Annotated in this window: 26 protein-coding genes and 1 pseudogene; 15 read left to right on the top strand and 12 right to left on the bottom strand. The window is 65.1% G+C overall.

Annotation, left to right across the window (positions count from 1 at the left end; translation table 11 throughout):
- Positions 1-108: 108 nt before the first annotated feature.
- Genes NF4_RS38940 through NF4_RS35305 form a run of 3 tightly spaced genes read left to right on the top strand, consistent with a single transcriptional unit; the run spans position 109 to position 1,921 of the window.
- Positions 109-489, top strand: a complete 381-nt coding sequence (locus NF4_RS38940) for a zinc-binding dehydrogenase (RefSeq protein ID WP_063131737.1) — start codon at positions 109-111, stop codon at positions 487-489.
- Positions 490-527: 38 nt separating this feature from the next.
- Positions 528-1,124, top strand: coding sequence for a TetR/AcrR family transcriptional regulator (locus NF4_RS35310; RefSeq protein WP_063131736.1), 597 nt, complete (start codon positions 528-530; stop codon positions 1,122-1,124).
- Positions 1,121-1,921, top strand: coding sequence for an alpha/beta fold hydrolase (locus NF4_RS35305; protein ID WP_198165597.1), 801 nt, complete (start codon positions 1,121-1,123; stop codon positions 1,919-1,921). Before NF4_RS35310 ends, NF4_RS35305 begins: the two co-directional genes overlap by 4 nt.
- Before the next feature lie 60 nt (positions 1,922-1,981).
- Here the strand turns inward: NF4_RS35305 and NF4_RS35300 are convergent, their stop codons facing one another.
- A complete protein-coding gene (locus tag NF4_RS35300) occupies positions 1,982-2,374 on the bottom strand; it encodes a DUF3558 domain-containing protein (RefSeq protein WP_063131734.1) in 393 nt (130 codons plus the stop codon).
- A 226-nt stretch (positions 2,375-2,600) separates the two neighbouring features.
- A complete protein-coding gene (locus NF4_RS35295; RefSeq protein ID WP_232330803.1) occupies positions 2,601-3,665 on the bottom strand; it encodes a magnesium and cobalt transport protein CorA in 1,065 nt (354 codons plus the stop codon).
- 368 nt (positions 3,666-4,033) lie between these two features.
- On the opposite strand from NF4_RS35295, the gene NF4_RS35290 reads away from it, so the two are divergent.
- The 4 genes from NF4_RS35290 to NF4_RS35275 all read left to right on the top strand — a co-directional run bounded on the left by NF4_RS35290 (position 4,034) and on the right by NF4_RS35275 (position 6,061).
- Positions 4,034-4,834: an alpha/beta fold hydrolase gene (locus NF4_RS35290; RefSeq protein WP_063131732.1), complete on the top strand. Its 801-nt coding sequence runs from the start codon at positions 4,034-4,036 to the stop codon at positions 4,832-4,834.
- A 243-nt stretch (positions 4,835-5,077) separates the two neighbouring features.
- The gene (locus tag NF4_RS35285) at positions 5,078-5,386 is read left to right on the top strand and encodes a PadR family transcriptional regulator (RefSeq protein ID WP_063131731.1); all 309 of its coding nucleotides are present in this window, start codon (positions 5,078-5,080) and stop codon (positions 5,384-5,386) included.
- The gene (locus NF4_RS35280; RefSeq protein WP_063131730.1) at positions 5,383-5,739 is read left to right on the top strand and encodes a DUF1048 domain-containing protein; all 357 of its coding nucleotides are present in this window, start codon (positions 5,383-5,385) and stop codon (positions 5,737-5,739) included. The genes NF4_RS35285 and NF4_RS35280 overlap by 4 nt, the downstream gene beginning before the upstream one ends.
- Position 5,740: 1 nt before the next feature.
- Entirely contained in the window at positions 5,741-6,061 is a 321-nt protein-coding gene (locus tag NF4_RS35275) for a DUF1048 domain-containing protein (RefSeq protein ID WP_063131729.1), read from the top strand.
- Positions 6,062-6,346: 285 nt separating this feature from the next.
- Here NF4_RS35275 and NF4_RS39900 read toward each other — a convergent pair whose 3' ends face one another.
- The 4 genes from NF4_RS39900 to NF4_RS35260 all read right to left on the bottom strand — a co-directional run bounded on the left by NF4_RS39900 (position 6,347) and on the right by NF4_RS35260 (position 8,942).
- A complete protein-coding gene (locus NF4_RS39900; protein WP_269749679.1) occupies positions 6,347-6,472 on the bottom strand; it encodes a hypothetical protein in 126 nt (41 codons plus the stop codon).
- Positions 6,473-6,505: 33 nt separating this feature from the next.
- The gene (locus NF4_RS35270) at positions 6,506-7,324 is read right to left on the bottom strand and encodes a mycofactocin-coupled SDR family oxidoreductase (protein ID WP_063131728.1); all 819 of its coding nucleotides are present in this window, start codon (positions 7,322-7,324) and stop codon (positions 6,506-6,508) included.
- 113 nt (positions 7,325-7,437) lie between these two features.
- Positions 7,438-7,626, bottom strand: a complete 189-nt coding sequence (locus NF4_RS35265) for a ferredoxin (RefSeq protein ID WP_063131727.1) — start codon at positions 7,624-7,626, stop codon at positions 7,438-7,440.
- Positions 7,627-7,661: 35 nt separating this feature from the next.
- A complete protein-coding gene (locus tag NF4_RS35260) occupies positions 7,662-8,942 on the bottom strand; it encodes a cytochrome P450 (RefSeq protein WP_063131726.1) in 1,281 nt (426 codons plus the stop codon).
- A 644-nt stretch (positions 8,943-9,586) separates the two neighbouring features.
- Here NF4_RS35260 and NF4_RS37335 point away from each other — a divergent pair.
- Positions 9,587-9,969, top strand: a pseudogene (locus NF4_RS37335) (NAD(P)-binding domain-containing protein); the annotation flags it as partial.
- A gap of 264 nt (positions 9,970-10,233) precedes the next feature.
- Here the strand turns inward: NF4_RS37335 and NF4_RS35250 are convergent.
- The 5 genes from NF4_RS35250 to NF4_RS35230 form a co-directional block, all read right to left on the bottom strand.
- A complete protein-coding gene (locus tag NF4_RS35250) occupies positions 10,234-10,824 on the bottom strand; it encodes a hypothetical protein (RefSeq protein ID WP_157120774.1) in 591 nt (196 codons plus the stop codon).
- A 110-nt stretch (positions 10,825-10,934) separates the two neighbouring features.
- Positions 10,935-12,410 carry an aldehyde dehydrogenase family protein gene (locus tag NF4_RS35245; RefSeq protein WP_063131724.1) on the bottom strand — a complete coding sequence of 492 codons (1,476 nt, stop codon included), beginning with the start codon at positions 12,408-12,410 and terminating at the stop codon, positions 10,935-10,937.
- 8 nt (positions 12,411-12,418) lie between these two features.
- Complete coding sequence (locus NF4_RS35240; protein WP_063131723.1) at positions 12,419-13,240, bottom strand: carboxymuconolactone decarboxylase family protein; 822 nt, start codon at positions 13,238-13,240, stop codon at positions 12,419-12,421.
- Between the two features lie 11 nt (positions 13,241-13,251).
- Positions 13,252-14,073: a mycofactocin-coupled SDR family oxidoreductase gene (locus NF4_RS35235; protein ID WP_063131722.1), complete on the bottom strand. Its 822-nt coding sequence runs from the start codon at positions 14,071-14,073 to the stop codon at positions 13,252-13,254.
- A 7-nt stretch (positions 14,074-14,080) separates the two neighbouring features.
- Positions 14,081-14,911 (bottom strand): mycofactocin-coupled SDR family oxidoreductase, encoded by an 831-nt coding sequence (locus NF4_RS35230; RefSeq protein ID WP_063131721.1) that lies wholly within the window; start codon positions 14,909-14,911, stop codon positions 14,081-14,083.
- Positions 14,912-15,097: 186 nt separating this feature from the next.
- On the opposite strand from NF4_RS35230, the gene NF4_RS35225 reads away from it, so the two are divergent.
- The 7 genes from NF4_RS35225 (at position 15,098) to NF4_RS35195 (ending at position 21,896) form a co-directional block, all read left to right on the top strand.
- Positions 15,098-15,682, top strand: coding sequence for a TetR family transcriptional regulator (locus tag NF4_RS35225; RefSeq protein WP_063131746.1), 585 nt, complete (start codon positions 15,098-15,100; stop codon positions 15,680-15,682).
- Between the two features lie 112 nt (positions 15,683-15,794).
- Positions 15,795-16,505, top strand: a complete 711-nt coding sequence (locus tag NF4_RS39695; protein WP_232330802.1) for a hypothetical protein — start codon at positions 15,795-15,797, stop codon at positions 16,503-16,505.
- Between the two features lie 754 nt (positions 16,506-17,259).
- On the top strand, positions 17,260-17,568 hold the full coding sequence (locus NF4_RS35215) for a putative quinol monooxygenase (protein WP_063131720.1): 309 nt from the start codon (positions 17,260-17,262) through the stop codon (positions 17,566-17,568).
- A 773-nt stretch (positions 17,569-18,341) separates the two neighbouring features.
- On the top strand, positions 18,342-19,220 hold the full coding sequence (locus NF4_RS35210; protein WP_232330801.1) for an SDR family oxidoreductase: 879 nt from the start codon (positions 18,342-18,344) through the stop codon (positions 19,218-19,220).
- Between the two features lie 95 nt (positions 19,221-19,315).
- A complete protein-coding gene (locus tag NF4_RS35205; RefSeq protein ID WP_198165596.1) occupies positions 19,316-20,014 on the top strand; it encodes a flavin reductase family protein in 699 nt (232 codons plus the stop codon).
- 24 nt (positions 20,015-20,038) lie between these two features.
- The gene (locus tag NF4_RS35200) at positions 20,039-21,406 is read left to right on the top strand and encodes an amidohydrolase family protein (protein WP_157120773.1); all 1,368 of its coding nucleotides are present in this window, start codon (positions 20,039-20,041) and stop codon (positions 21,404-21,406) included.
- A 169-nt stretch (positions 21,407-21,575) separates the two neighbouring features.
- A complete protein-coding gene (locus NF4_RS35195) occupies positions 21,576-21,896 on the top strand; it encodes an Atu4866 domain-containing protein (RefSeq protein ID WP_084533828.1) in 321 nt (106 codons plus the stop codon).
- Positions 21,897-22,479: 583 nt separating this feature from the next.
- Here NF4_RS35195 and NF4_RS35190 read toward each other — a convergent pair.
- The gene (locus NF4_RS35190; protein WP_063131716.1) at positions 22,480-22,893 is read right to left on the bottom strand and encodes a hypothetical protein; all 414 of its coding nucleotides are present in this window, start codon (positions 22,891-22,893) and stop codon (positions 22,480-22,482) included.
- Between the last annotated feature and the right edge of the window lie 166 nt (positions 22,894-23,059).

The raw sequence follows: 23,059 nt of genomic DNA, 5'->3' as shown, positions 1-23,059 counted from the left end.
GGGCGGGGCCGCTGTCGGCAGAAGCGTTGGCGGCCGAGGTGCTTTCATCGCTGGTGGACAAGTCGAGGGCGTTGGCACCGCGACCGGTACCAGCAGTTGGCGTCGGCCGTGGAGGCCGAATGGATCAGCGATCGACAACCGCGCTGGATCGCACGGCTGGAGCGTGAACTCCCGAACCTGCGCGAAGCGCTGGACTACTGCCTGGCCGAAGACACCGAGCAGGTGGCCGCTGCCGGACTGCGCACAATCGGTGCGCTCGATATCGCCCGACAATTCGGAGCCACCGACGTTATCGATGCATCCCAGGACGATCCTGTCCAAGCCGTGTTCGACTTGACCGGTGGGGGAGTGGACTACGCATTCGAGGTCGTGGGATTGAGCAGCACGACGCAGCAGGCGTACGCGATGCTAGGACCGGCAGCGGTACGGGTATTGCCCCTTCGCTCGTATCCCGCCAGCCCTCGCAGGATGCGGTACTGTCCCCAGTGAACAAAGTCTGAATTGTTCATATGTATTCAGGAGTTGGTATGCCGCCCCCGTTCAGCGCTGAGGACCGAGCCCGGATCACCGAGCAACTCCTGGAAGCCGGACGTAGCTTGTTCACCACCCAGGGCCTGCGCAAGACCTCCCTGGACGAGCTCGTGGCCCCGGCCGGGATCGCCAAGACCAGCTTCTATGCCTTCTTCGACTGCAAGGAGGCGCTGTACCTGGAGCTGATGCTGCGCCAGGCACCTCAGCTGCACAACGAGCTGGCCATGGTGTTGGGCGAGGCCGAGAGCGCGCGCGGCGCCCTCGCCGGGTTCCTGCGCGCCGCGGTGCGGATGCTGGAGGACAACCCGCTCTATCACCGGCTGATCACCCATCCCGAGGAGATGCGGGCGGTGGTCCGCCGTATGGGCCCAGGCGAGCTGGCCAGGGCGCGGCAGGTGATGCCGCTGACCGAGTTCCTGGAGGCTGCCGAGGCCAAGGGACAGCTCATCGAAGCCGACGCCGACGAACTGATCGGAGTGCTCCAAGCCGTACTTTTGCTGCCCATACATCGCCGCGACATCGGCGAGCAGCGGTACCCCGCCGTGCTCGACCGGCTCATCGACATCGTCGCAACCGGACTGACCGAGCAATGACCATGCGCGAAGGTGTACTGACAGGTGGTGCCCCGTACCTGGAGTTCGGAACGGGAAGCCCGCTCGTGGTGTTTCGCACGGTGCTGCCGGACTCGGCCAACCCCACAGGTGCCGCCCGATGGGCGGAGTTGCGCTCCCTCAGATCGCTGGCCGCGCGATTCACCGTGCTGACAGTCGGCCGCCGGCCCGGGCTCGAGCCCGGTGTCACCATGGCCGAGCTCGCCGCTCACCACGCCGAGGAGCTACATGCGCGTTTCGACTGCGCGGTGGACGTATTCGGCCTGTCCACGGCTGGTTGCCTCGCGCTGCAGTTCGCTGTCGACCACCCCGGCCGGGTACGCCGGTTGGTGGTCGCAGCCGCGGGCCCACGCCTCGGCTCGGAAGGCCGGCGCATCCAGCGCGAGTACACGGAACTGCTGGCCGCTGGGCGATACCGGGCCGCGGCAGCAGCACTGGCGCCGACGGCCGCGGACTCCCGGCCCGGGCGAGCCTTGATGGCCGCTCTGCTGGGCCTGACTGCCGGACGCCCAGCGGATCCGGACGGCATGGTGGCGATGCTGGCGGCCGAGGATGCGTTCGATATCGAAGACCGTCTGGGCGAGATCACCGCACCCACCCTGATGATCGCCGGTGCGCGGGATGCCCTCTACCCGCCCGAACTCGCCCAGCGAGTAGCCGGCGGAGTACGTGATGGCAAGCTCAGAGTGTACGAGGGGCGCCGGCACCACACAGTGATGTCCGACCGCCGATTCAGCGAAGACGTCATCGACTTCCTCGTCCCGCCCGGCGCCGGATGAAAGGCACTCACCAACTCGGCCCCCGATTGTCGGAGTAGCGAAGGGCCCGATGGTGCGGGGTCAGGGGGCGAGATCGATGGTTTGGGTGGCGAGGTCGAGTGCGATGGCGCAGGGGTCGGGTGTGTGGGTGGGGTTGTGGACACGCCAGGTGATGGATCCGTTGACTGCCGCGGAGACTTGGCAGAAGCCGGGGCCGCCCGGGTCGCGGACGTAGAGGCCGGTGGCGGTGATGGTGGTGCCGAGTGCTTCGCGTACGACGGTCATGTGTTCGGTGTGAAGGCCCTGTGCGCGGGCTTGGTCCCAGATCTGTTGCAGGGAATCGGTGTCGGTGAAGGTGAAGGTGGGGTCGGTTTCGCTGTCGGCGCGTTGGGCGTTCCATGTGCGCGCCGGTGGCACCAGGTGAGGAGTGAGGGTGTCGGCGTCCGCGGCTTTCAGGATCTGTTCGTGGGTCAATGGTTCGCACTGGTCGAAGGGGTCGACCGTGACAGGAGTGGCTGGTCCCGGTGCGGGTTGCGCAGAACAGCCGGTCAGCGCGGCGGCTGCGGCGGTGACGACGCCAGTACGGCGCGCCGGGCCGAGAAGGTGGTCATGGCCTCTCCGGTGGTGTCGGGGTTCGAGGAGTTCGGACTTTGCGTGCAGGCTATTGCCGGAGGCGCTGCGCCGGCCGGTGCCGGGGTGGTCACAGCCAGCCGTTGCGGCGGAAGGAGACCGCCAGTCCGGTGCAGACCGAGATCATAAAGATCAGCACGGCCGGGTAACCCCAGCTGGTTTTGAGTTCGGGCATGTGGTCGAAGTTCATGCCGTAGATACCGGCGATCATCGTCGGTACGGCGGCGATCGCGACCAGGGCCGAGATCTTGCGCATGTCGGTGTTCTGCTGGACGCTGATCTTGGCCAGGGTGGCGTTGATCAACGCCGAGAGCGCTTCGTCGAAATCGCTGATGCGTTCGGAGGCCGCCGCATGGTGGTCGGCGACGTCACGTAGGTAGCGGCGTACTTCCTTGGACAGCGGGGAGTCCGGTTTCGTCAGCAACGCCAGCGGTCCCGCCAGCGGCAGCACCGCCCGCCGCAACTCCACCACTTCGCGTTTGAGCTGATAGATCGACTCCACCCGCATCCGCGACCGCGGTGTGAACACCTCCTCCTCCATCGCCTCCACGTCCCGCTCCACCGATATCGCCACCTCCAGATAGGTGTCGACGACGTGGTCGGCGATCGCGTGCATCACCGCACCGGGGCCCAGCCGCAACCGCTGCGGGTCGGCTTCCAATCCACAACGCAGGGTTTTGAGTTCGGAGTGTGCGCCGTGGCGGACCACTACGACGAAATCGGGGCCGGTGAAGACGAGCAGTTCACCGGTGTGCACGATCTCGCTGACACTGTGCAGGTCGTGCTCGACGTAGGCGACCGTGCGCAGCACCAGCAGCCACACGTCGTCGTAGCGTTCGAGTTTGGGGCGTTGTGCGGCGTCCACGGCATCTTCGACCGCCAGCGGATGCAGTCCGAAGACCTCGGCGATATCGCTCATCTGCACCGGGTCGGGCTCCAGCAATCCCACCCACACGAACCCGCCCTCGGGGCCACGAACCTGTGCCAGCGCCTCGGCGTGGGTGAACCGGCCCGGCAGGCGCCGCCCGTCGCGGTAGACCGCGCAATCCACGATCGCCCGCGCTGTGGGCACCGGAACACGCCGCAACGACACCCGTTTATCCGCCACCACCTGGCGTCCGTCCTCACTCGACACCCTCAGAGCCTAACCACGGCCCCAGGAACCCACACCGTGAACGACTGTCCAGGAACGAAACGAGTTGAAGCGGCAACCATGTCGGGTTGATGTTCAACTTCATGAGGAGCGAGCCTCCGAGGTCACCGCGCCGGACAGGTGGTGTCGATACGGGCGCGGCGGCCACACACCGTGACCCTCTTGCGGTCTCGGATTCCTTTCTCGATACCGAGGTTTCGAGAAGGGAATCCGGGCATGCGCGACGCTGTATGTGTCCGTGTTCGGCTCGGGTGCCGGGTATCGGTCGCTGTGAGTGCGTCACACCTATGTCAGGTGGTGTGTCAGGTCGGTGTCAGGCCGATGTCAGCCGGAGCGACGACGGTATTCACATGAGCAACGCAGCAACGACCACCAACTCGACCACTTCGACTTGGACCGGCATGGTGCCGGTCGAGGACACTGCGCTGGCGGTGAGCGACACCGGCGGCTCCGGACGGCCGGTCGTCTACCTGAACGGCGCCTACGCCGACCGGTCGCACTGGAAGAAAGTGATCGCCGATCTGGGCCCCGGCTACCGGCACATCACCTTCGACGAGCGGGCCCGCGGCAAATCGAAGCAATCCGCGGATTACTCGTTCGAGGCGTGCCTGCGAGACATCGATGCCGTGCTCGCGGCCAGGGGCGTGGCCGGGCCGATCATCCTGGTGGGCTGGTCCTACGGCGGGGTGCTGAGCTGGCACTGGGCCGACCGCAACCCCGACCGCGTCCTGGGAGTGGTGACCGTGGATGCCTTTCCGCACGGCCTGACCGGCGAGGAAGGCGCCGAGCGGATCCGCAAGCTGTTCCAGAAGATGCGGTTCCTGCTGCCGCTGGCGCGCCCGTTCGGGATGGCCGCGCGGATGAGCGCCGCCCAGCATGCCGAGTCCAATATCGAACTCAACGAGATCGCCGCAGCCAGTGTCCCGGTTCTCGAACGCGCGACCCGCCCGGTGCGGTTCGTCCTGGCCACCGGAGATAGCCTCGGCAGCGAGAAGGACGAGATGGAACAGGGCCGGAAGATACTCGACCCGATCATCGCGCACAACCCGAACGTCACGATCAGCGCGAAGGTCGCCAGCAACCACTCCAAGATCCTGCGCAAGGATTCCCCCGCAGTCGCCGATGCTGTCCGCGAGACCGTATCGGTCTGACCACGACCCACCGCCACCTCGGCACACCCGCCGAACCCGCCTCACGCAATTTTCTCGGACCCCCGTGTAGCGGCCGGTCACTGCTCGTCGATCGATCCAGCCCGGCGATCACGGCGAGAGCCTGCGCAAGGACTACCGCGCCGGCGCCGCCCACCACTACTCTGTGTTACAGTCTAGCTCTACTCAGTAACACTGAATAGAAGTGTTCGAGGGAAGGGGCCTGCTACGGACAACTTGACGGAGATGCTGAAGGGAACCCTCGAGGGCTGCGTCCTCGAGATCATCGGCACCGAGGAAACCTACGGATACGCCATCACGCGCCGGCTGAACGAACTCGGTTTCACCGACGTCATCGAAGGCACGGTCTACGCCATCCTGCTGCGACTGGAAAAGAACGGGCTGGTCGCGGTGTCGAAGCGGCCCTCGGAAGTCGGGCCGGCACGCAAGTTCTTCGCACTCAACGACGCGGGACGTGAAGAGCTCGCGAAGTTCTGGGCGAAATGGGAATACGTTTCAGCACGCATCAACGAGCTCAGGGAAAGTGACACATGAACTTCTGGGAGACAATCACAGGAAGCGATCTCACCAGGGAATACAAAGCCTTCGAGGCCCGGGCAGGTGCCCTTCCGGCCGAATATCGAGCGGCATGGGAAGAAATCAAGACCCACCTGTTCGCTCACTCGGGTGGCACGGGCCGCAACCTGATGCCGATCCTCGACGGCGCCCTGGGATTGCTCGAGGAAGCAGCGTCGGACGGTCAACGGATCGATGAAGTGCTGGGTGCCGATGTCAAGGGCTTCTGCGCGGCGATCGCCGGTGAAGAAGGTGCCAAGACCTATCGCGACAGATGGCGCGAACAGCTGAACAACAACGTCGCCAAGAAATTGAGCAGGCTGGGAGACTGATATGGGAATTCGCGACATCGTCGAAGGCAAGAAGCAGTGGCGGGCGCACCGGGCACGGGTCGAGGCGCTTCCCCCCGATTACCGGATCGTCTACGAGGAAAGCCAGAAATATTTGTTCAAGGTCGGCCCGGTCGATCTTGCCGACGGGAACCTGCTGTCGGGGCTTGTCGAGTTCTTCGAGGAAGGAGCCGCGGCCGGTAAAGGGGTCATAGAACTGATCGGCAACGATGTCGCCGCCTTCTGTGATGACCTCATCAAGGACTCACCGACCTACGCCGATATCTACCAGGAGTCCGTCGGCAAGGACATCGGCAATCGCTGACCAGCCCGCTTCACCCGATCCAGCAGAGACGCCTCCTTCCGGACCGGACCGAGAGGACATTGGACAGCGGCGGGTGCAATCCTCGCTGGTCGGCGAGGATCCGTCCTCGATGTTCGTAAATCGCTCTTTGTGGGCACTGCTCAGTGGCCTCGGGCGGGGGGCGGCGTCGATCGGGTACCGGGTATCGCACGAGGTTCTGTGCCGAGGTAGCGACGAGGCGATGCACACGCCTCGTCGACTGTCGATGACTTCAGCCGACGAGCCGTGGCTGCCGCAGGGTCGGACTTAGACCTGTGAGCCCATGATCACGGTCCGCTCACGCGGCAGACCGAAGTGGTCGGTGGCGTCGGAGGTGATGAAGGCGGTGGCGATGAACAGCCGTTCATGACGCTGGTCATCAGCCCCGCACATCCGGACACCGAAACCTGACAAGCCCGTCCCTGACTATCGCTTGTTCAGTTGGCCCGCATCGACGGCAACTACCGAGCCAGTAACATAACGCGCCTCGTCGGATACCAGCCAAGCAATGGCGTTGGAGACGTCGACTGGTTCCACCAGGCCGACAGGCATGGCGTTGGACAGCGCCTGCGCCAGTGCCGGATTGCGTTCCATTATCCCGTCCAGGTTGCCGTCGGCGGCCATCGGCGTGCGCACGGCGGTCGGGGCGATACTGTTCACCCGGATACTATGTGGTGCGAGGTAATTCGCCCACGACCGCATCAGTCCGACAACACCGTGTTTTGCCGCGGTGTAGCCGAGGAACCCGGCCGTCGGGATGCCGACTCCGATCAATCCACCGGTGGAGCTGGTCAGCACGATCGCCCCACCCTTGCCACGCTCCACCATGGATGGAATCGCCACGCGACCGGTGTTCCATACTCCAGTCAGGTTGACGCCGATCACCTCTTCCCACTCCTGGTCTTCCGGCGCCGCTGCACCGCCGGCCCCTATCCCCGCGTTCGCCAGCACGATGTCGACCGGCCCCAGCTCCGTTACACCTTCCGCGAACGCCGTTTTCAGCGCCGACACGTCACGAACGTCGGCTTGCCGGGCGACGATACGCCTGCCCAGTTTCTCGACCTCGGCGACGGTCTGCTCGAGCTCTTCGGTGGTACCCATCGGGTACTGCACCGTCGCCAACTGGGCACAGATATCCACGGCGATGATATCGGCGCCTTCCGTCGCCAGGCGAACCGCGTGACTGCGGCCCTGCCCGCGAGCGGCGCCGGTGATGAACGCGATCTTGCCGTCCAGCTTTCCCATTATGTCTCCTTGATCATCATGCACCTGCGACAGCTACGGGTGGCCGGGGCCGACCCTACGCAGAACTTGCTGTCCCCCAGCGATTCCCGGCTTCACACGGGAGACGTGGTCGGCTACGTCACCACGATGGCGTGTTCCGGGCAAGCAGCGGCCGCATCGACGACGGCATCCACACGGTCGACGGGCACTGCAGGATTTCGCGCCTCGGTGTAGCCGTTGTCAGTGAGCTCGAAGGTATCGGGGCACAGCGCCGCGCAGACGCCGTGGCCACGGCAACGGTCGGAGTCGACGGATACTTTCATGACGTTTCACCCACCTACAGAGCGAATGTTGTGGTTCATTTCGCCTGCGTGTAGGTGATATTGAGGTTACGCAACCCGCGCAGCAGAAATGTCGGTTCGTAGCCGTACCGGCGGTCACCGGAAGCGCCGTGGACGCTCTCGTCGATGGCGATATCGGCGACACGGTCGAGCATCCGATTGAGAGTGACCTGGCCTTCGGTCCGGGCCAGCGGTGCGCCGGCACACGTATGGATACCTCGCCCGAAGGCGATGTGCTCGCGCGCATTGCGGCGGTCGATGACGAACTCGTCGGGGTTGTCGAATTTACGAGGGTCACGGTTGGCCGCACCGATGCACAACATCACGACGGTGCCGGCTTTGATTTCGACCCCGCCCAGTTCCGTGGTCTTGCGCGCCAGCCGGAAATCTACCTTGGTCGGGCTCTCGACACGGAGCGATTCTTCGATGAACGAGCCGATCAGGCTGCGATCCTCGCGCACAAGCCGCTGCAACTCCGGCCGTTCCGCGAGCACTCGGACAGCCGCGCTGAGCAGTTTCGTGACGGTTTCCTGTCCCGCGGCGAACAGGAAGGTCGCTGGTCGCACGACGTCGATGATCTCGGGTTCCGCTCCGTCGGGGTATTTGGTGGACGCGAGCACTCCGAGGATATCGTCGCGCGGGTTGGCCCTGCGGTCGGCGATGTACTCGCCGAATGTTTCTTCCAGCCACTGCAATGGGTTGGATCCCACGGGTTCACTGTCCAACGCCCCCACCCTGCTGCCGGGCTCCTTGTGACCGGCCAGGCGTGCGCGGAATTCGTCGCGATCGGAGTCGGGGACACCCAGCAGGTCCGCGATGACCAAGGTTGCGAACGGCTTGGCGTAGGCGTCGAGGAAGTCGCAGCGGCCACGCGCGACGATCTCGTCCAGCTGGCGGTCGGCCAACCGCCACATGTATTCCTCGTTCTCTTTGAGCCGCTTCGGTGTCAGCAGCCGGCTCAACAACATCCGTGCGCGGGTGTGCTCCGGGGGGTCCATGGTGACCATGTGCTCGAAGATCGGGAACTGGTGGCGATGTTCTTCGATCTGCGCGGTGATGTCGTCACCGTCGGGCACGAACGGAAGCGGTGGGAAAGGTCCGCCGATGGAGACGCACGCCGAGAAGACGTCGGTGTTGCGGAATGCCTCGTTGGCTTCCTGATACCCGGTGACAGCGACGACACCGTAGTGCGGTTCACGGTAGACCGGGTTCCGACTACGCAGGTAGGCCAGGTATTCGTAGGGGTCCTGGGCAACCTGCGCATCGGTGAAGTAGTTGACAGAGGACAAGTCGGTCATTGTCGGCCTTTCGAGGAGGACAGCAGTCATCGACCGAAGGCTGTCGCCGGTCGAACGATCGATCGGGTGGGCAACGTCGATCGGGAAACGGGAGAAGCCCTTCGCATATCGAATGGACCACTGTCGACATCGCTTCGTCGATGGTCGCCATCGCGCACTCCTCCGGTGGTCCATCAGTATTTTATCATCCGATCAACACTTGCGACTCGATATCACTATCACGCATCTCGGTGAGCGGTCAAGCCAATGACCCCCGTACGAGACCGGCGACGAGCGTGACGCCCACCCGGACCGGACTGGCCGGAATCCGCGAACACCCAGTACCAGTCGCCGTTATTGCGGTAGGGTCGCGAACAGGAAGGCAAATTCGGAACCGAGACTTCCGGACTCGACAACCACCTGGCACTCGGCGGCCAACCATTGACAAGGCCGGGAACGGAGAGTCAAATTTGATCGAGTGATCAGCACTTTTGCAGGATGGGCAGCTTACGGTGTCCGGCGGCAATCGCGCGACGAATGCGGTCGACGTCGGTATCGGCCCGGACCGAAATCTCGAGCGGCGGCCCGGATGCCGGTCGAGCCGCAATCCGATGCGCTGCGCGACCTGAAAAACCGTCACTACCAGTCAATGCGGGAGAAGAAACGTGCGTGTAGGTTTTATCGGGCTCGGCAGCCGGGGCGCTCCCATGGCGCGGCGCATAGCCGCCGCGGGACACCCGACTACGTTGTGGGCACGTCGTTCCGAGACGCTGGCGGCGCTCGCCGATACCGGAGCGGCAGTCGCCGAGTCCCGGCTGCGCTCGCCGCCGCCAGCAATCTGGTCTGCCTGTGCGTGGTCGGCGATGCCGACGTCGCACAGGTTGCCGAGGGCGCGAAGGGCGTCCTCAGTGGACTGACATCCGGCGGGATCATCGCGATACACAGCACGGTTCACCCCGACACCTGCCGCGAGATCGCTTTGCTCGCTGCCCAACAGGGTGTTCAGATCGTCGACGCACCGGTGAGCGGCGGTGGCCAGGCAGCGGCCGGCACAGACTTCCGGGGGCCGATCCGAATAGATTGTGCCGGAACCTGACCCCCGAAGAGCCGGTCGCGTTCCGAATCCTGGCTGTCGGCTTCGATGACCGCGCTGCCGTCCCCGGGTTCCGGCGCGGACTCAGCCGCGGTACGCAGTTCCGGGCAGTCGAGCAGATCGAGCCGGCGAGCGGGCATACCAGCCCCTTTCAGAGTCTCCAGAGGGGGACTACGGGCCGTTATTTCGCCGCACAAGACGGTCGAAAGCGGGATGGTTTCACGGGCTCACCGGGGCCAGATCGCGGATGGCCCGCGGCCGGGAATTTCCGGCGCGGGTGAGGAAGAGCTCGGCCGCACCGGCCGGAGTAGCGCGGGAACCCGCCGCCGACAACGCGGCCTGTTTGAACGTTCGGGCGGCCGTGCTCAGTTGATGCTGTACCGGAACGAAGGGCACCCGCACAGCATCCGCGAATGGCCGGCCCCACATCGTGACCTCCTCGATGAGCCGGTACTCGAAGACTTCGGTGATTCCGTCGCGGACCCGGGAGTCGGCACTGTACAGCTGCGGGTCGACCGCGATCGCCTGAGGTAGCGGAACCCGAGTCTGGGACATCAAGGCCGATTCGAGGTCGACGACGTGGGCCCCGAGGATATCCAGCGGTCGCCGGTCCTCGCGTTCATCGACCAGGACGACGACCTCCCAGCCCGCCATCACTCTGTCGAACAGCCAGCCGCCGGCATGCGTGACCACGGCGGTGACCCCGGAGGTCGCTACAACCAATCGGTGGCCGGTCCGGGTTCTTCTCGCCTGCGCGGCGGCGAATGCCAAGGGATGTGTGCGGGCATCCGGTCGGGAGTGCAAGATCATGGGGTTTCCGTTCCCGTCGAGCCGATGGGGATGAAGGCTCCACCGGCCGCCTACGTGCGAGCCAACGCGCCCGGAAAGCGACTCGGCGGGCCCGGAGCCGGCAGCGGAGGTCAGCCCATTGCGATCCGAATATTCTTCACCTGCAGGAATTCGTATAGCCCGTCGATACCGCCGGTCCGTCCGAAGCCGCTTTGTTTGTAGCCCCCGTAGGGCCCCTGAGGCGATATATCGCTGATCTGGTTGATCCAGACCGACCCGGCTTTCAGCTGCCGTGAGACGCGATGGGCACGAGTGAGGTTCGTGGTCTGGACGAAGGCATTCAGGCCGTAGCTGCTGTCGTTGGCCAGCCGTATCGCTTCCGCCTCGTCGGTGAAGCTCATGACCGACACCACCGGTCCGAAGGTTTCGTCCCGTGCCAATGTCGATCGGTTGTCGACGTCCGCGAATACCGTGGGCTCGATGTAATAGCCCTCGGCCAGATCACCGCCGATTCGGTTGCCGCCTGTGATCAGTTTTCCGGCCCGGGTGGCGACCGCCTCGTCGATCACACCCAGGATGCGGTCGGCATCGGGCCCGCTCACGACCGGACCGAACACGACGCCCGGGTCGAAGGGATCACCGATCCTCGCGGCTTCGACTGCCCCGATGAATTTCTCCAGGAAGGCATCGTAGATCGATTCTTGGACCAGGATTCGGCTCGCACATGCGCAGCTCTGCCCGGACTGGACGATGGGTCCCTGGTAGGCCGACAACTGGGCGGCGGCATCGAGATCCGCGTCGGCGAATACGATATTGGCGGACTTGCCCCCGAGCTCGGCGACGACCGGAGTGAGGTTCTGGGCGGCGGCCGTCAGGATCTTCCGCGCGGTCTCGCCCCCGCCGGTGAAGTGGATCTTGCCGACCCCCCTGTGGCGCACGAGTGCGTCGCCGCCCTCGGCGCGGGCCGGCACCACATTCACCAGACCTGCGGGCAATCCCACTTCGGTGCACAGCTCACCGAAGCGCAATGCCGCGAAGGGCGCCAAGGCCGACGGTTTGAAGACGACGGCATTGCCGGCCGCCAGCGCGGGTACAACGCAGGCCGCGGCGACGACCATCGCACCGTTCCATGGGGCGATGACACCGACGACACCGTAGGGTTCGCGTTCGATCAGATCGAGATCGTTCGACCCCGCCACCGGACTGCTCAGACCGTGCGGTTTGTCGACGTAACCAGCGAAGTGACGCAGAAAGCGTTCGACGAGCACGGTATTGATCGCCAGCGATACCGGGACCCCGTAATCGTGAACATTGAGCTGGGAGAATTCACTCAAACGGTCCCGCACCGCATCGGCGAGGTCTATCAACAGGTCACGTCGGCGGTCGGCGGTGAACGACATCCATTCCCGTTGCGCCTGTTTACCGGTCTCGACCGAGCGATCGATCTCCTCGGGTCCGGCCAGTTGGATCGTCCCGTTCGAGCGGCCGTTGCCCGGGAAGATGTGCTCGTACGTGCCGCCGGAGGACCCACCTACCCGATCGCCGGCGATGAACAGGTCTCCGGAGAGAGTTGCGCCGGACCGGGGATTGTCAGTGTCGGATGTCACGGTTGCTCCTACGAGTTCGTTTCGGCTTCGGCACGCCACTCGTCGAGTACGCGGGCCTTCTGCTCACTGATCACCTGACTCAGGTGTGCTGCCTTCGGCAGTCCGGAGTAGGCGCCGAACTGCAGGGCCAGTTCGTCCATCTCCTCGAAGGAAATGTCGCGGCTCTTGAGCGCTGCGTAGACGTGCGACAGGATCGGAATCGGCGCATCTTGAAATCCCACGCACGCCACGGTGATCAATCTGCGCGCTCTCATACTCAGGCCCGGCCGAACCCACATTTCACCGAAGACGAAATTGAGGATGCCCGCCCCTTGATAGGGGTTGTCTCGGTCAGGAGCGAACGGCAAGCAGTTGACATCCTTGAAGGTCGCCGTTCCCTGCACCAGGCGCTCCTCGGGGTCACTCGGTGTGACCAGCGGCAGCAGCGGTTCGGGAGCAGGCGTCGGCAGATCACGTTCGCGGTGGATCCGTTCCCATTGCATATCGACGATGATGTTGAACCGGGATGCTTTGGGCCATCCCGCGTAGACGGCGAAATGCAATACGGCTTCCCGCATCTCGGTGATCGAAATGTCACCGCTGTTCAGCGCGGCATATACGTGGTCGACCAAGGGCTGTTCGACATCGGAGTCGGCCACGCACGACAGGGTGATGAACCGGCGGTCGCGGCGGCTGAGCACCGGCCGGGTCCATACTTCGGCGAATACGAAGTCGATCAGGCCGCCGGTCATCGTGGGACTCGAATCCGCCGGCGGTTCGAAGGTCATGACGTCGGTGAATGCGCTCCTGCCACGTTCCGAACGCGCCGTGGAGGTATCGGTGGTCCCCATATCTTCAGCTTTCATTTGAGCGTGACACCGGCATCGACCTTGAACTCCATTCCGGTCACATGCCGTGCCTCGTCGGAGATCAGATACAGCACCGCGTTGCTGATATCGATGGCCTCGGTCATCACAACCGGTAGCGCATTGCCGAACAGCGGCGCCAGATCCGGACGGACCTCGGAGAGCAGGCCGAACAGCGATTCCGGCGACATACCCGTCGCCACCCCGGTCGGATGGACGGTGTTGACCCGGACATTCTGCGCGGCGAGCTCGTTGGCCAACGCCCGGCTCAGGCCGACGACACCGTGCTTGGATGCGGTGTACGGGGTGTGCAACGGTGTGCCTTTCAGACCCGCCGCCGAACTGACGTTGACGATGCTGCCGCCGCGCTCGACGAGATGCGGAAGCGCGGCGAAGCAGGTATTCCACGTGCCGATGAGATTGATGTCCACCACCGTGCGCCATTGTTGAGATGTCGTCGTATCCCAGGTCGCAGCGGTCAGGACTCCCGCGTTGGACACGACCGCGTCCAACCCGCCGAGTTGAACAACCCCTTCCTCGACGGCGTCGACCAGCGCCTCCGCATCACGAACGTCGACTACCGCGGCAATCGCGCGCCGGCCGTGCTTCTCGACCAGCTGAGCTGTTCGGGCGAGATCGTCGGGCGTAGCGAGCGGGTATTCGAGTTCTGACAGCGACCGGCAGATGTCGACCAGGATGACGTCGGCTCCCTCTTCGGCGAGGCGCACGGCATGGCTGCGGCCCATTCCGCGGGCGGCACCGGTGATCAGTACGCGTTTACCGGCCGCCCGTCCGGGCGGTCGTATGTGCTCGGCCATCCCGTCCTCACAGCTTGTTGGTGAAGCCGGCATCGACGGGCAACGTCACGCCCGTGATGTATTTGGCTTCGTCCGAGGCCAGGAAGGCGATCGCCGCACTGATGTCCTGGGGTTCGAGCATTGCGATGGGCATCGGGTTCATCAGGTGCGGGCCGCCGTCGGGGTTGTTCGCCGCCCACTCCATCATCTGGGGATTGACCGCCATCATGGTGTTCACCGCGGTCGGGTGCACAGTGTTGACGCGAATACTGTGTGCGGCCAGGTTATTCGCCAGACAACGCATGATTCCCACGATGGCGTGTTTGGACGCGGCGTAGCCGAGCCCACCACCATCCATGCCACCCATACCCACCAGACCAGCGGTGGAGCTGGTGAAAATGATGGAACCGCCGCGCCCACCGGTGATCAGGTGCGGGATGGCGGCACGAGCGGTGTGGAACGCGCCGGACATGTTCACACCGATCACATCGGCCCACTGCTCGAGTTCGGTCTCGATCGGGACCTCCTCCAGCGACAACGGCGCGATGCCCGCGTTCGCGCAGACGATATCCAGGCGGCCGAGCTCGGCCACTCCGCTATTCAACGCGTCGCGGAGCTGGAGGAAGTCGCGGACATCGGCGACCGAGCCGATCATCCGGCGCCCTGTCGCCTCGACGAGCGCGATCGTTTCGTCGAGCTCGTCCCGGCTTGCCAGGGGGTAACGATTGGACGCGATATCAGCGCAGATGTCCACGCCGATGATGTCGGCACCCGCACCTGCGAGGCGGACCGCGTGACTGCGGCCCTGTCCTCGTGCCACTCCGGTGATGAAGGCGACTTTGCCATCTAACGAACCCATCGATCCTCGCTTCGGTGCCGAGTAAATTCGCTCCACCCCGGTTACTTCACGAGGCAGACGCGACGATCTGCGAAGCGCAAATATGCGCCTGAACTGTGGTATCGTGGATACCACTTATGGAGAATAGCAGTTCCGCTGCCGAGAGGGAAGGAATCGCGAGAATTGAGCGAACACTACGATGTGGTGATGGAATCAGCCGTCGGCGACGGTGAGCAGCGCATCCGCGAAACGGTCATCGATATCCTCGAGGCCGAGGGGTACGACGCAGTGCAGGTGCGGGTGGTCGCGCGGCGTGCTCGTGTGTCACTGGCCAAGATCTACAAGCTGTACAGCACGCGCGACGAACTCATTCTCGCCGCACTGGACTGGTGGATGAAGGAGAACCGCTACGCGGGAATACCGACATCGCGCCCGCGGCCCGGAGACTCGCTCCACAACGCGCTCATGCACGTGTTACGCCCGATCTTCGAACCCTGGGAGCGGCACCCCGGCCTGCTCGTCGCCTACTTTCGCGCACGTTCCTCCGCAAGCGGGGAGACGCTCGCCAGCCATGGACTCGACGCCGTCGTTCCCGCCGCGATGGCGGTACTGGTCGATATCGACGCGGAATTCATCCAGGACCTGGACATGATCCTCACCAGCCTGGTCTACGGGCTTTCGGGACGCGTCGCGCGCGGCGAAATCGAGGCAGCGACAATCGTGCCCGCCATCGACCGCGCCGTGTACTGGTTGACCACCGGTTACGAGGCGACGCACGGATCTCGGCCGTAACCCCGAGCGCCGGACAGAATCACCGCAACTCTCCGGATTTCGCTCGAACCTGCGACCCACCGGCGACCCGCTTATCCCGGGCAGTCTGTTCTTGCCCGCCGGACACTACCTAATGCGTGGCGTCGAAGCCGGAAACGCCCGGGTCGAGATCACCTGGAACTCAGCGAAGACGATGATCATGCGCATCGCTGTGGCCTACTCCGGCTACGGCGACGACAGCGGCATCATCGTCAACGGTACCGAGAGTGTGCAGCGTCGTGCCGAAAGCGGATTCGCACCACTCACCTGGCATAGCGAGAAGACCTCGCCGGGTGACGAGCAGTTGGGAGGAGGGTCGCCGCCGGCGGGGCGAGCGCGTAAGGAAGGACCGGCGCGCACTGGCGCCCCGGTCCTCGGAGCCGTACCGGGGCGCCAACATCGCCCCGGTACGACATTTCAGTATGAGCTTGCGGAACCAGTTGCGCGGCCGGAACGTCTATTTCCGCATGACATTCGAGATGCATTCGATCCCGCGCTACGAGCCGATGACGACGGTTCCCGCGACCACCCGCTGCTGTCGGAGCGTTGCCAGCCGGTCCTCGATTACCGCGTCGACATCGCCGCGCTCACCGCGGCACCGACCCGGATCGTCATCGGCTGCGGCGAGGAGTCGGCGGGCACGGTCACCGACCGCACCTCGACGGCGATCGCCGACCGCCTCGGTCAAAAGGCGGTGCTCTTCCCCAGCCATCACGGCGGATTCACCGGCCCTGAGTCCGGCTACCCGGGCCAACCGGAGGCTTTCGCCCGCACTCTCCGGGGAGTCCTCGACAGGATCAGTTGATCGAGCGTGGCCGAACGCAGCCATTGATCGACAATCCGATCCTTGCCCGGCTCCGTCGACCAGCGCATGCGCCTGCCCGGGACTACGCCGATGACATGCGTCGTCTGCATCGAGGGGGCCGGTAACCATGACGCAGAGCAAGATAACAGTGATTACTGGGGCCAGCAGCGGCCTCGGGAAAGTCACCCCGCGCGAAAGTCGGCTGCGTTTCCGCAGCCCCATTAGCTCCTAATACCGGTCTCCGGCCGATTTTGTTACCGTGTGACGCCCGGACCGAACCCGGCGCCCTCGACAGTCTTAGCCTTCCCGAAGCTGCGGGCCAAGCGCATGTTCGATGGACCGCGTTCGATTAACCCGTCTGTTTCTCGTCGCCCCCTGGATATGTTCGAGCTGGACTTTGCCGTGCCGGGGGCCGAGGTAATTCCGGTGCCGTTCCACCATGCCGCCCTGTGCTCAGCCCATCTTTGTGCCGGTTCGCGCTTTTTCGCGCTGGCCTGGTTAGTGCCTGCCTTGGTGTGGCACTTCAGGAAACGCAGCCTTGATGCACCAGGCAGGAGCGGGAACACTCGTATGTGCCGGGCCGGGGAGCGGCGCACGACACCGAAAACGCCACCAGTGGTGACCGCGACCTTGCCGGTGAAAACAAGACACGAGTGTTTGGACTGTGCTGCTCTACTCACCACAGGGTCGAGTCAGTCCGGGCGCACCCACGCGTCACTGGCCCGAAAGTCTACCGAACAGAGAGGAAGCAGCCATGGATTCGTACGTGGTCAATGCCGCCTTCGTCCAGGCCAGGGACGGCCTCGCGGAGACCGTCGGCCAGCGCCTGCTCGCCCTGGTCCAGCCCACCCGCAAGGAAGAAGGCTGCGTCCGCTACGAGGTCTACCAGTCCACCGACAACGACAATGACTGGTTCATCTTTGAGACGTGGAAATCGAAGGAGGCGTTCGACTTTCACATGCAGACGCCCTACGTGCGCGAATTCCTGGCCTGGATTCCGGAAGCCAGCACCCAGGACATCGATATCCGCTTTCACCGCGTACGCGACGCCGACACTGCCTGAGAATCCCCGCAGCCCCACCGAGCCGGGGAGCAAGTGAGTCCCACCGCAATACCGCGGCGCAGGCACGTCCGCTCCACCGGCGTCCGCCGCCCGCTCCCGCCTCACGGCTATCCGCACCCTCTGCAGGGCATGCGAGGAGAATTCCGTTGACAGTGAGCCGGAACTCTTGGGTTCGTCCACTGGTGCTGGCCAAGCGGACCGGGGCCTTGTCCAGGAACTGCAGGCTGCCTTCGGGACGGTGAGGAGCGAGTACTTCGACATCTCAGGGGCGGCCGGGTATCCGGCATTTGCGGCGCTGCCGTCTCCCCGCAGCCCGACTCGTACACCCCCAGAACGCAGTTAGAACGGCAACTTCTTCGGCGCGATCGAGGTCGAGGTCGATATCGAGGCAGAGCCGGCTCAGCTCGGGGCCCGACGGGCTATCTGCCGCTATGCGTCCGCGACTCCACTCCTGATCGACCCATACATCCGGTTGGCTGCCTCCTCGAAACATTCGGTCACCGACCCGGCCGCCGCGTGATCGCGGTCGACAACACGACCGGGCGAATCCCGCCTCAGGACCGGTGAAGAGCGGGGCTACGCCTGCTCAACGGGGAGCGGTGATGCGTCGCTCCCCGTTGAGAATGCACTGCCGCTGTGCGAGTTCAAAGGACGCCGGGCCGTGCTCGGCTCTTCTTGTGCGCGCTACCCGCCGCTCCGGCCGGTTCCTAGGTACATCACTCCCAGGAAGGTTATGACCTTCTTTCGCCTCTCTGAACTGGGAAAACTCGTAGATGTCAGTCAAGCGAGACAGAACGAAGGACACCATCATGGCCACCTGGTTCATCACCGGAGCCTCCCGTGGGCTGGGCGCTGAGATCGCCCGCACCGCCCTCGCCCAGGGCGACAACGTCGTCATCGCGGTCCGCAACCCGGCCCGCGTGCCGGACGATCTCGACAAGGCCGACAAGGTGCTCACCGTCGCCCTGGACGTCACCGACAGCGCGGCCATTCCCGCCGCCGTCCAGGCCGCCGTGGACCGGTTCGGCACCATCGACGTGTTGGTCAACAACGCCGGCCGGGGCCTGCTCGGCGCCCTGGAGGAGATCAGCGACGTCGAGGCCCGGTCCCTGTTCGACCTCAACGTCTTCGGGCTTATCGATATGACCCGCGCGATGCTGCCCGTCATGCGTCGGCAGGGCTCGGGCAAGCTTGTGCACATCGGGTCGCGGTCGGGATTCGAGGGCGAACCCGGGGTGAGCATGTACTGCGCCTCGAAGTTCGCGGTCGCGGGCATCAGCGAGGCGTTGTCGAAAGAGCTGGAACCATTCGGCATCCAGTCGATGGTGGTCGAGCCGGGTGTGCTGCGCACGGACTTCCTGGACGCCAGCTCCCTATCGATGCCCACCGGCCGCATCGCCGCCTACGACGGCACCCCGGCCCACATGACCCTCGATTGGGTCAGCACGGCCAACCACACCCAGCTGGGCGACCCGGTCAAGGGCGCCGCCCTCATCTACGAGGTCACCTGTCAGGCCAGCCTGCCCACGCACCTCTACCTGGGGCCCGACACCCTGGAGCGGCTACAGGTCAAGCTGGAGCAGATCGAGCAGGATCTGGCCCCATGGCGGGCCCAGTCCGCCGCCACCCTGCATGACGACGCCGCGGCCTGACCAGCGGCTTCCGGCAGCTCAACCCAGACATGAGAAGAGGTCTTTCTCATGACTGCTGTTCTGCTCACCGGAACTCGCTGACATGTCGCATCGCCGTGGTCGCGGGCCTCTCCGGAGGCATCGAGGCCGCCACGGCAGGCCGTCTGACGCAACCTGACACGACCGGTCTGGCCTTGCCCAGGCCCGCGCGGAGCCGGGCAGACCCCCACCCCAAGGAGCGCACCATGAACCCAACCGGATTCTCGCCATACCCCCTGCAGCACGTGCACCGGCTCATCGAACCCGGGCCCGTACTGCTCGTTTCCACCTTCGACGGCCGCCAGGCCAACCTGATGACCAACGGCTTCAACATGCCCATCGCCCATGAGCCCCCGCTCATCGGGCTCATCATCGGCCCCTGGGACCACAGCCACTCCGCCCTGCGCGAGCGCGGGCAATGCGTGCTGGCGATCCCGTCCATCGAACTGGCCGAGAAAGTGGTCGACACCGGCAACATCTCCGGTCGCGACACCGACAAATGGCGCCGCTTCGGCTTCACGCCCGTGCCCGCCGCCACCGTGGAGGCGCCGCTCGTCGCCGAATGCTTCGCCAACATCGAATGCACGGTGGCCGATGACCGGCTCGCCGACGACCACCACCTGTGGATCCTCAAAGCCGAGCAGGCCTGGATCGATCCGGGCAAGCGCGGCGCCGGCGAATTCCACCACCGCGGCAACGGCACCTTCTCCGCCAACGCCGCCACCGTGGACCTGCGACATCGCATGACCAAGTGGCAGTACCTCACCCACGCCTGACCCCTGCACGCTGAAGGAAGCACCATGAACGCCACCCTGGATGACCTGCGCCGCCGCACCCCCGGCCGACGAATCCTGCTCACCGGAGCCGCCGCTGTCGTCAGCATGGACCCGGAGTCGGGCGTCCTCCCCGGCGCCGACCTGCTCATCGAGGACGACCGGATCGCCGCCGTCGGCCCGGACCTCGCGGCCGACGACGCCCTGGTCCTCGACGTCACCGGCGCCATCCTGGCCCCCGGCTTCGTCGACACCCACCGCCACGCCTGGGAGGCGCAACTACGCCGAATCATGCCGGACGTCAACGACCTCGGCCAGTACGTCACCTCCACCCTGGCCGGTATCGCCCCCGCTTACCAGCCACACGACATGTACATCGGCACCCGCCTGGCCGCACTGACCGCCATCGACAGCGGCATCACCACCATGCTCGACTTCTCCCACAACTCCCGCACCGCCGCCCACTCCGACGCCGCAATCCGCGCACTGGCCGAGACCGGCATCCGCGGCGTGCACGCCTCCATGCGGCCACACTTCGGAAACTGGGACGGCCAATGGCCGGCCGACCTGACCCGCCTACACGACACCTACTTTGCTCCCGGCGGGCTGCTCACCCTGCGCCTGGCCGCTCTGGCCACCGACGAGGTCGCCGGCCCCGACCTCGCCTACGGCGAACGCCTCGCACGCATCGCCCGGGACTTCGGCATCGGAGTCAGCATCGACGCCGTCTTCGGCCTGCCCTCCTCCGCGGCCATCCTCGGCTGGGCCGAGCAGGACCTGCTCGGCCCGGACGTCTCCCTCATCCACTGCACCGGCCTGACCCCACAGGCCTGGCAGGCGATGGCCGACACGGGCACCAATGTCGCGCTCGCTCCGACTTCGGACGCGCAGATCGGCTTGGAAAGCGCGATCCCGGCCATCGACGAAGCGCTCGCCGTCGGCATCCGGCCAGGCCTGAGCATCGATGTCGAAGTCGCGCTGGCCAGCGACATGTTCACACAGATGCGCGCCCTGCACGCCATCCAGCGCATGCGCGCCGTCCACGCCGCCTACGGCACCGGCGATCAGCCCGCCGCCCGGATCGGCGTACACGACGTGCTCGACTTCGCCACCCTGCAGGGCGCCAAGAGCATCGGCCTCGGCGACGTGACCGGCTCCCTCACCCCGGGAAAGCAGGCCGACGTGCTGGTCGTGCGCGCCGAGGACCTCAACAACATGCCGCTCAACGACCCCATCGGCACCCTCGTCCTCGGCTCCGACGCACGCAATGTCGAGGCTGTCTTCATCGCCGGCCAGGTCCGCAAGTGGGCCGGGACCGTGCTCGACCTCGACCTGGCCGCTCTGCGCGAAGACGTGCACGCCTCCCGCGACCGTATCCTGAACGCCACCTCATGACCGGCCACACCAGCGTCATGCCCGGCCACACCAGCGCCGGGGACCGGCGCGCCCGCTGAATCGGCGTCCGCCCGTCGGCTACGGCTGACACCCATCCACCCTGCGGACCGGTCGGCAACCTGGATCGACCGGTCCGTCATCCCCTCACCACCGCTCGAAGGACCCTCCCATGTACCCAAGCACCCGGCGCCTTCTCGGATTGCTCACTACGCTGCTCGCCTTCGCCGCCATCGGTGGCAGCCGATCGGCACCCGCCCCCCACTCGTACGTCGGCATGTGGGTCACCGCCGACGGCCGCATCCGCCAGGAACTCCTTGCGAGCGGTCGCTACGAAGAGGAACGCGACGGCCGCAAACGCGCCTACACCGGCCGCTACACCGTGACCGGCAGCCATCTCGACTATCACGACGATCTGGGCTTCACCGCGACCGGCGATGTTCGAGACGGTGTGCTCTACCACGAGCACTTGGTGCTCTACCGCGAATGCTGACCGCGCCCGCCGGGCGGCACCACCGGGCGAAAGGACAGGCCAGCTCCCCCACCCCCCACACACACTGGTCACCAACCTAGTGGCAAGGTCTTCGGCACGAGCTTCGGCCACATGCCTGAACTCCCACAGGCCATGGGCTACCCGCTAGACAGCAGGACTCTCCTGCGCTTCGGGCTATCCAGGGATTCGGTCGATGTAGCCGTGAAAGCGAAACCTCCCAGATCGCGCAGAACTCCTGGAAGAGAGACGCTGCGGGGCCGTAGTCGGCAAGTTGTCGAATCACCGCATCGACCCCATCGAACGGCGCGAAAGCAAAAATCGGAACAGAGGGTGCTGTCCGGAAATATGCGTGCCCGATATCCAGCGATCGAGGGAGCGGCTTCGGTCGTGAAATCGGGAGTCAGTTGATCGCGAATTCGGGCGTCGATCGGATGGACTCCGCACTGGAGTCTGGTCGAGAATCTCGACACCGGTGTCGTAGTCGTCTCTTCACAAGCCGTGTGAGTACGGATCTCCAGCGCGCCTGGTCGCTGTCTTGCGAACCGTCTCGACCAACCCGGGAGCCTCCGGTGAGTGGGCCGATTCAGTCCCAGTAGTTGAAAAGAGCGTCACCGACAGTCTCTGGTGTCCAGTACCGGATGTCGGCTTCGTCCAGCTCCGGCCACGCCGCTGCGTCGAAAGGCCGAGTGAGCTCGGCCGCAGTGAGTATTTCGAACCCGGCTTGCTCGGACAGGGCAGTCACCAGGTCGGGAGCCTCTACGAAGGTGAGAGGGCCGGACTCGATCACGCCGTCGGTCTCGATCACCCGTGGTTCGGCGATCGCGAGGACCGCGGAGTCGCGCAACGCAACCACTGTGACGTGCCGGCCGCGGTAGGTGATGACTCCTTGGTGGAAGTTCGGAGTCCTGCCATCAGCCAGGCGGAACTCGATCACCGTGCCACCGGTGCGCCGAGCAGCTTGGTAGCACGCTTGACGGAAGGCACGGAGCTCTGTCACAAGTGCGAAGGTATCCGGCGGTGTCGAAATTCGCGACCACAACATCCGTCGCCAGCGGCCGGTGCTGAGATTCACGATCAAGCGGTGCCCGAATCCACGATCAGAACCACTTCTCGGGGCCTGCCACCAGCGGATCACTCCCTATACGCCCCGGCACAACGGGAAA

This window comes from Nocardia fusca NBRC 14340 (genome assembly GCF_001618425.1).
GTDB lineage: Bacteria > Actinomycetota > Actinomycetes > Mycobacteriales > Mycobacteriaceae > Nocardia > Nocardia fusca.
The sequence above is the reverse complement of the archived record's forward strand: the minus strand, read 5'-3'. Positions and strand labels throughout refer to the sequence as shown.

Coding starts and splice junctions, on each gene's coding strand:
- NF4_RS35310 (WP_063131736.1), top strand. CDS start 528: ATGCCGCCCCCGTTCAGCGCTGAGGACCGAGCCCGGATCACCGAGCAA.
- NF4_RS35305 (WP_198165597.1), top strand. CDS start 1,121: ATGACCATGCGCGAAGGTGTACTGACAGGTGGTGCCCCGTACCTGGAG.
- NF4_RS35290 (WP_063131732.1), top strand. CDS start 4,034: ATGAGCAACGCAGCAACGACCACCAACTCGACCACTTCGACTTGGACC.
- NF4_RS35285 (WP_063131731.1), top strand. CDS start 5,078: ATGCTGAAGGGAACCCTCGAGGGCTGCGTCCTCGAGATCATCGGCACC.
- NF4_RS35280 (WP_063131730.1), top strand. CDS start 5,383: ATGAACTTCTGGGAGACAATCACAGGAAGCGATCTCACCAGGGAATAC.
- NF4_RS35275 (WP_063131729.1), top strand. CDS start 5,741: ATGGGAATTCGCGACATCGTCGAAGGCAAGAAGCAGTGGCGGGCGCAC.
- NF4_RS39900 (WP_269749679.1), bottom strand. CDS start 6,472: ATGTGCGGGGCTGATGACCAGCGTCATGAACGGCTGTTCATCGCCACC.
- NF4_RS35270 (WP_063131728.1), bottom strand. CDS start 7,324: ATGGGAAAGCTGGACGGCAAGATCGCGTTCATCACCGGCGCCGCTCGC.
- NF4_RS35265 (WP_063131727.1), bottom strand. CDS start 7,626: ATGAAAGTATCCGTCGACTCCGACCGTTGCCGTGGCCACGGCGTCTGC.
- NF4_RS35260 (WP_063131726.1), bottom strand. CDS start 8,942: ATGACCGACTTGTCCTCTGTCAACTACTTCACCGATGCGCAGGTTGCC.
- NF4_RS35250 (WP_157120774.1), bottom strand. CDS start 10,824: ATGATCTTGCACTCCCGACCGGATGCCCGCACACATCCCTTGGCATTC.
- NF4_RS35240 (WP_063131723.1), bottom strand. CDS start 13,240: ATGGGGACCACCGATACCTCCACGGCGCGTTCGGAACGTGGCAGGAGC.
- NF4_RS35235 (WP_063131722.1), bottom strand. CDS start 14,073: ATGGCCGAGCACATACGACCGCCCGGACGGGCGGCCGGTAAACGCGTA.
- NF4_RS35230 (WP_063131721.1), bottom strand. CDS start 14,911: ATGGGTTCGTTAGATGGCAAAGTCGCCTTCATCACCGGAGTGGCACGA.
- NF4_RS35225 (WP_063131746.1), top strand. CDS start 15,098: ATGGAATCAGCCGTCGGCGACGGTGAGCAGCGCATCCGCGAAACGGTC.
- NF4_RS39695 (WP_232330802.1), top strand. CDS start 15,795: ATGCGTGGCGTCGAAGCCGGAAACGCCCGGGTCGAGATCACCTGGAAC.
- NF4_RS35215 (WP_063131720.1), top strand. CDS start 17,260: ATGGATTCGTACGTGGTCAATGCCGCCTTCGTCCAGGCCAGGGACGGC.
- NF4_RS35210 (WP_232330801.1), top strand. CDS start 18,342: ATGTCAGTCAAGCGAGACAGAACGAAGGACACCATCATGGCCACCTGG.
- NF4_RS35200 (WP_157120773.1), top strand. CDS start 20,039: ATGAACGCCACCCTGGATGACCTGCGCCGCCGCACCCCCGGCCGACGA.
- NF4_RS35195 (WP_084533828.1), top strand. CDS start 21,576: ATGTACCCAAGCACCCGGCGCCTTCTCGGATTGCTCACTACGCTGCTC.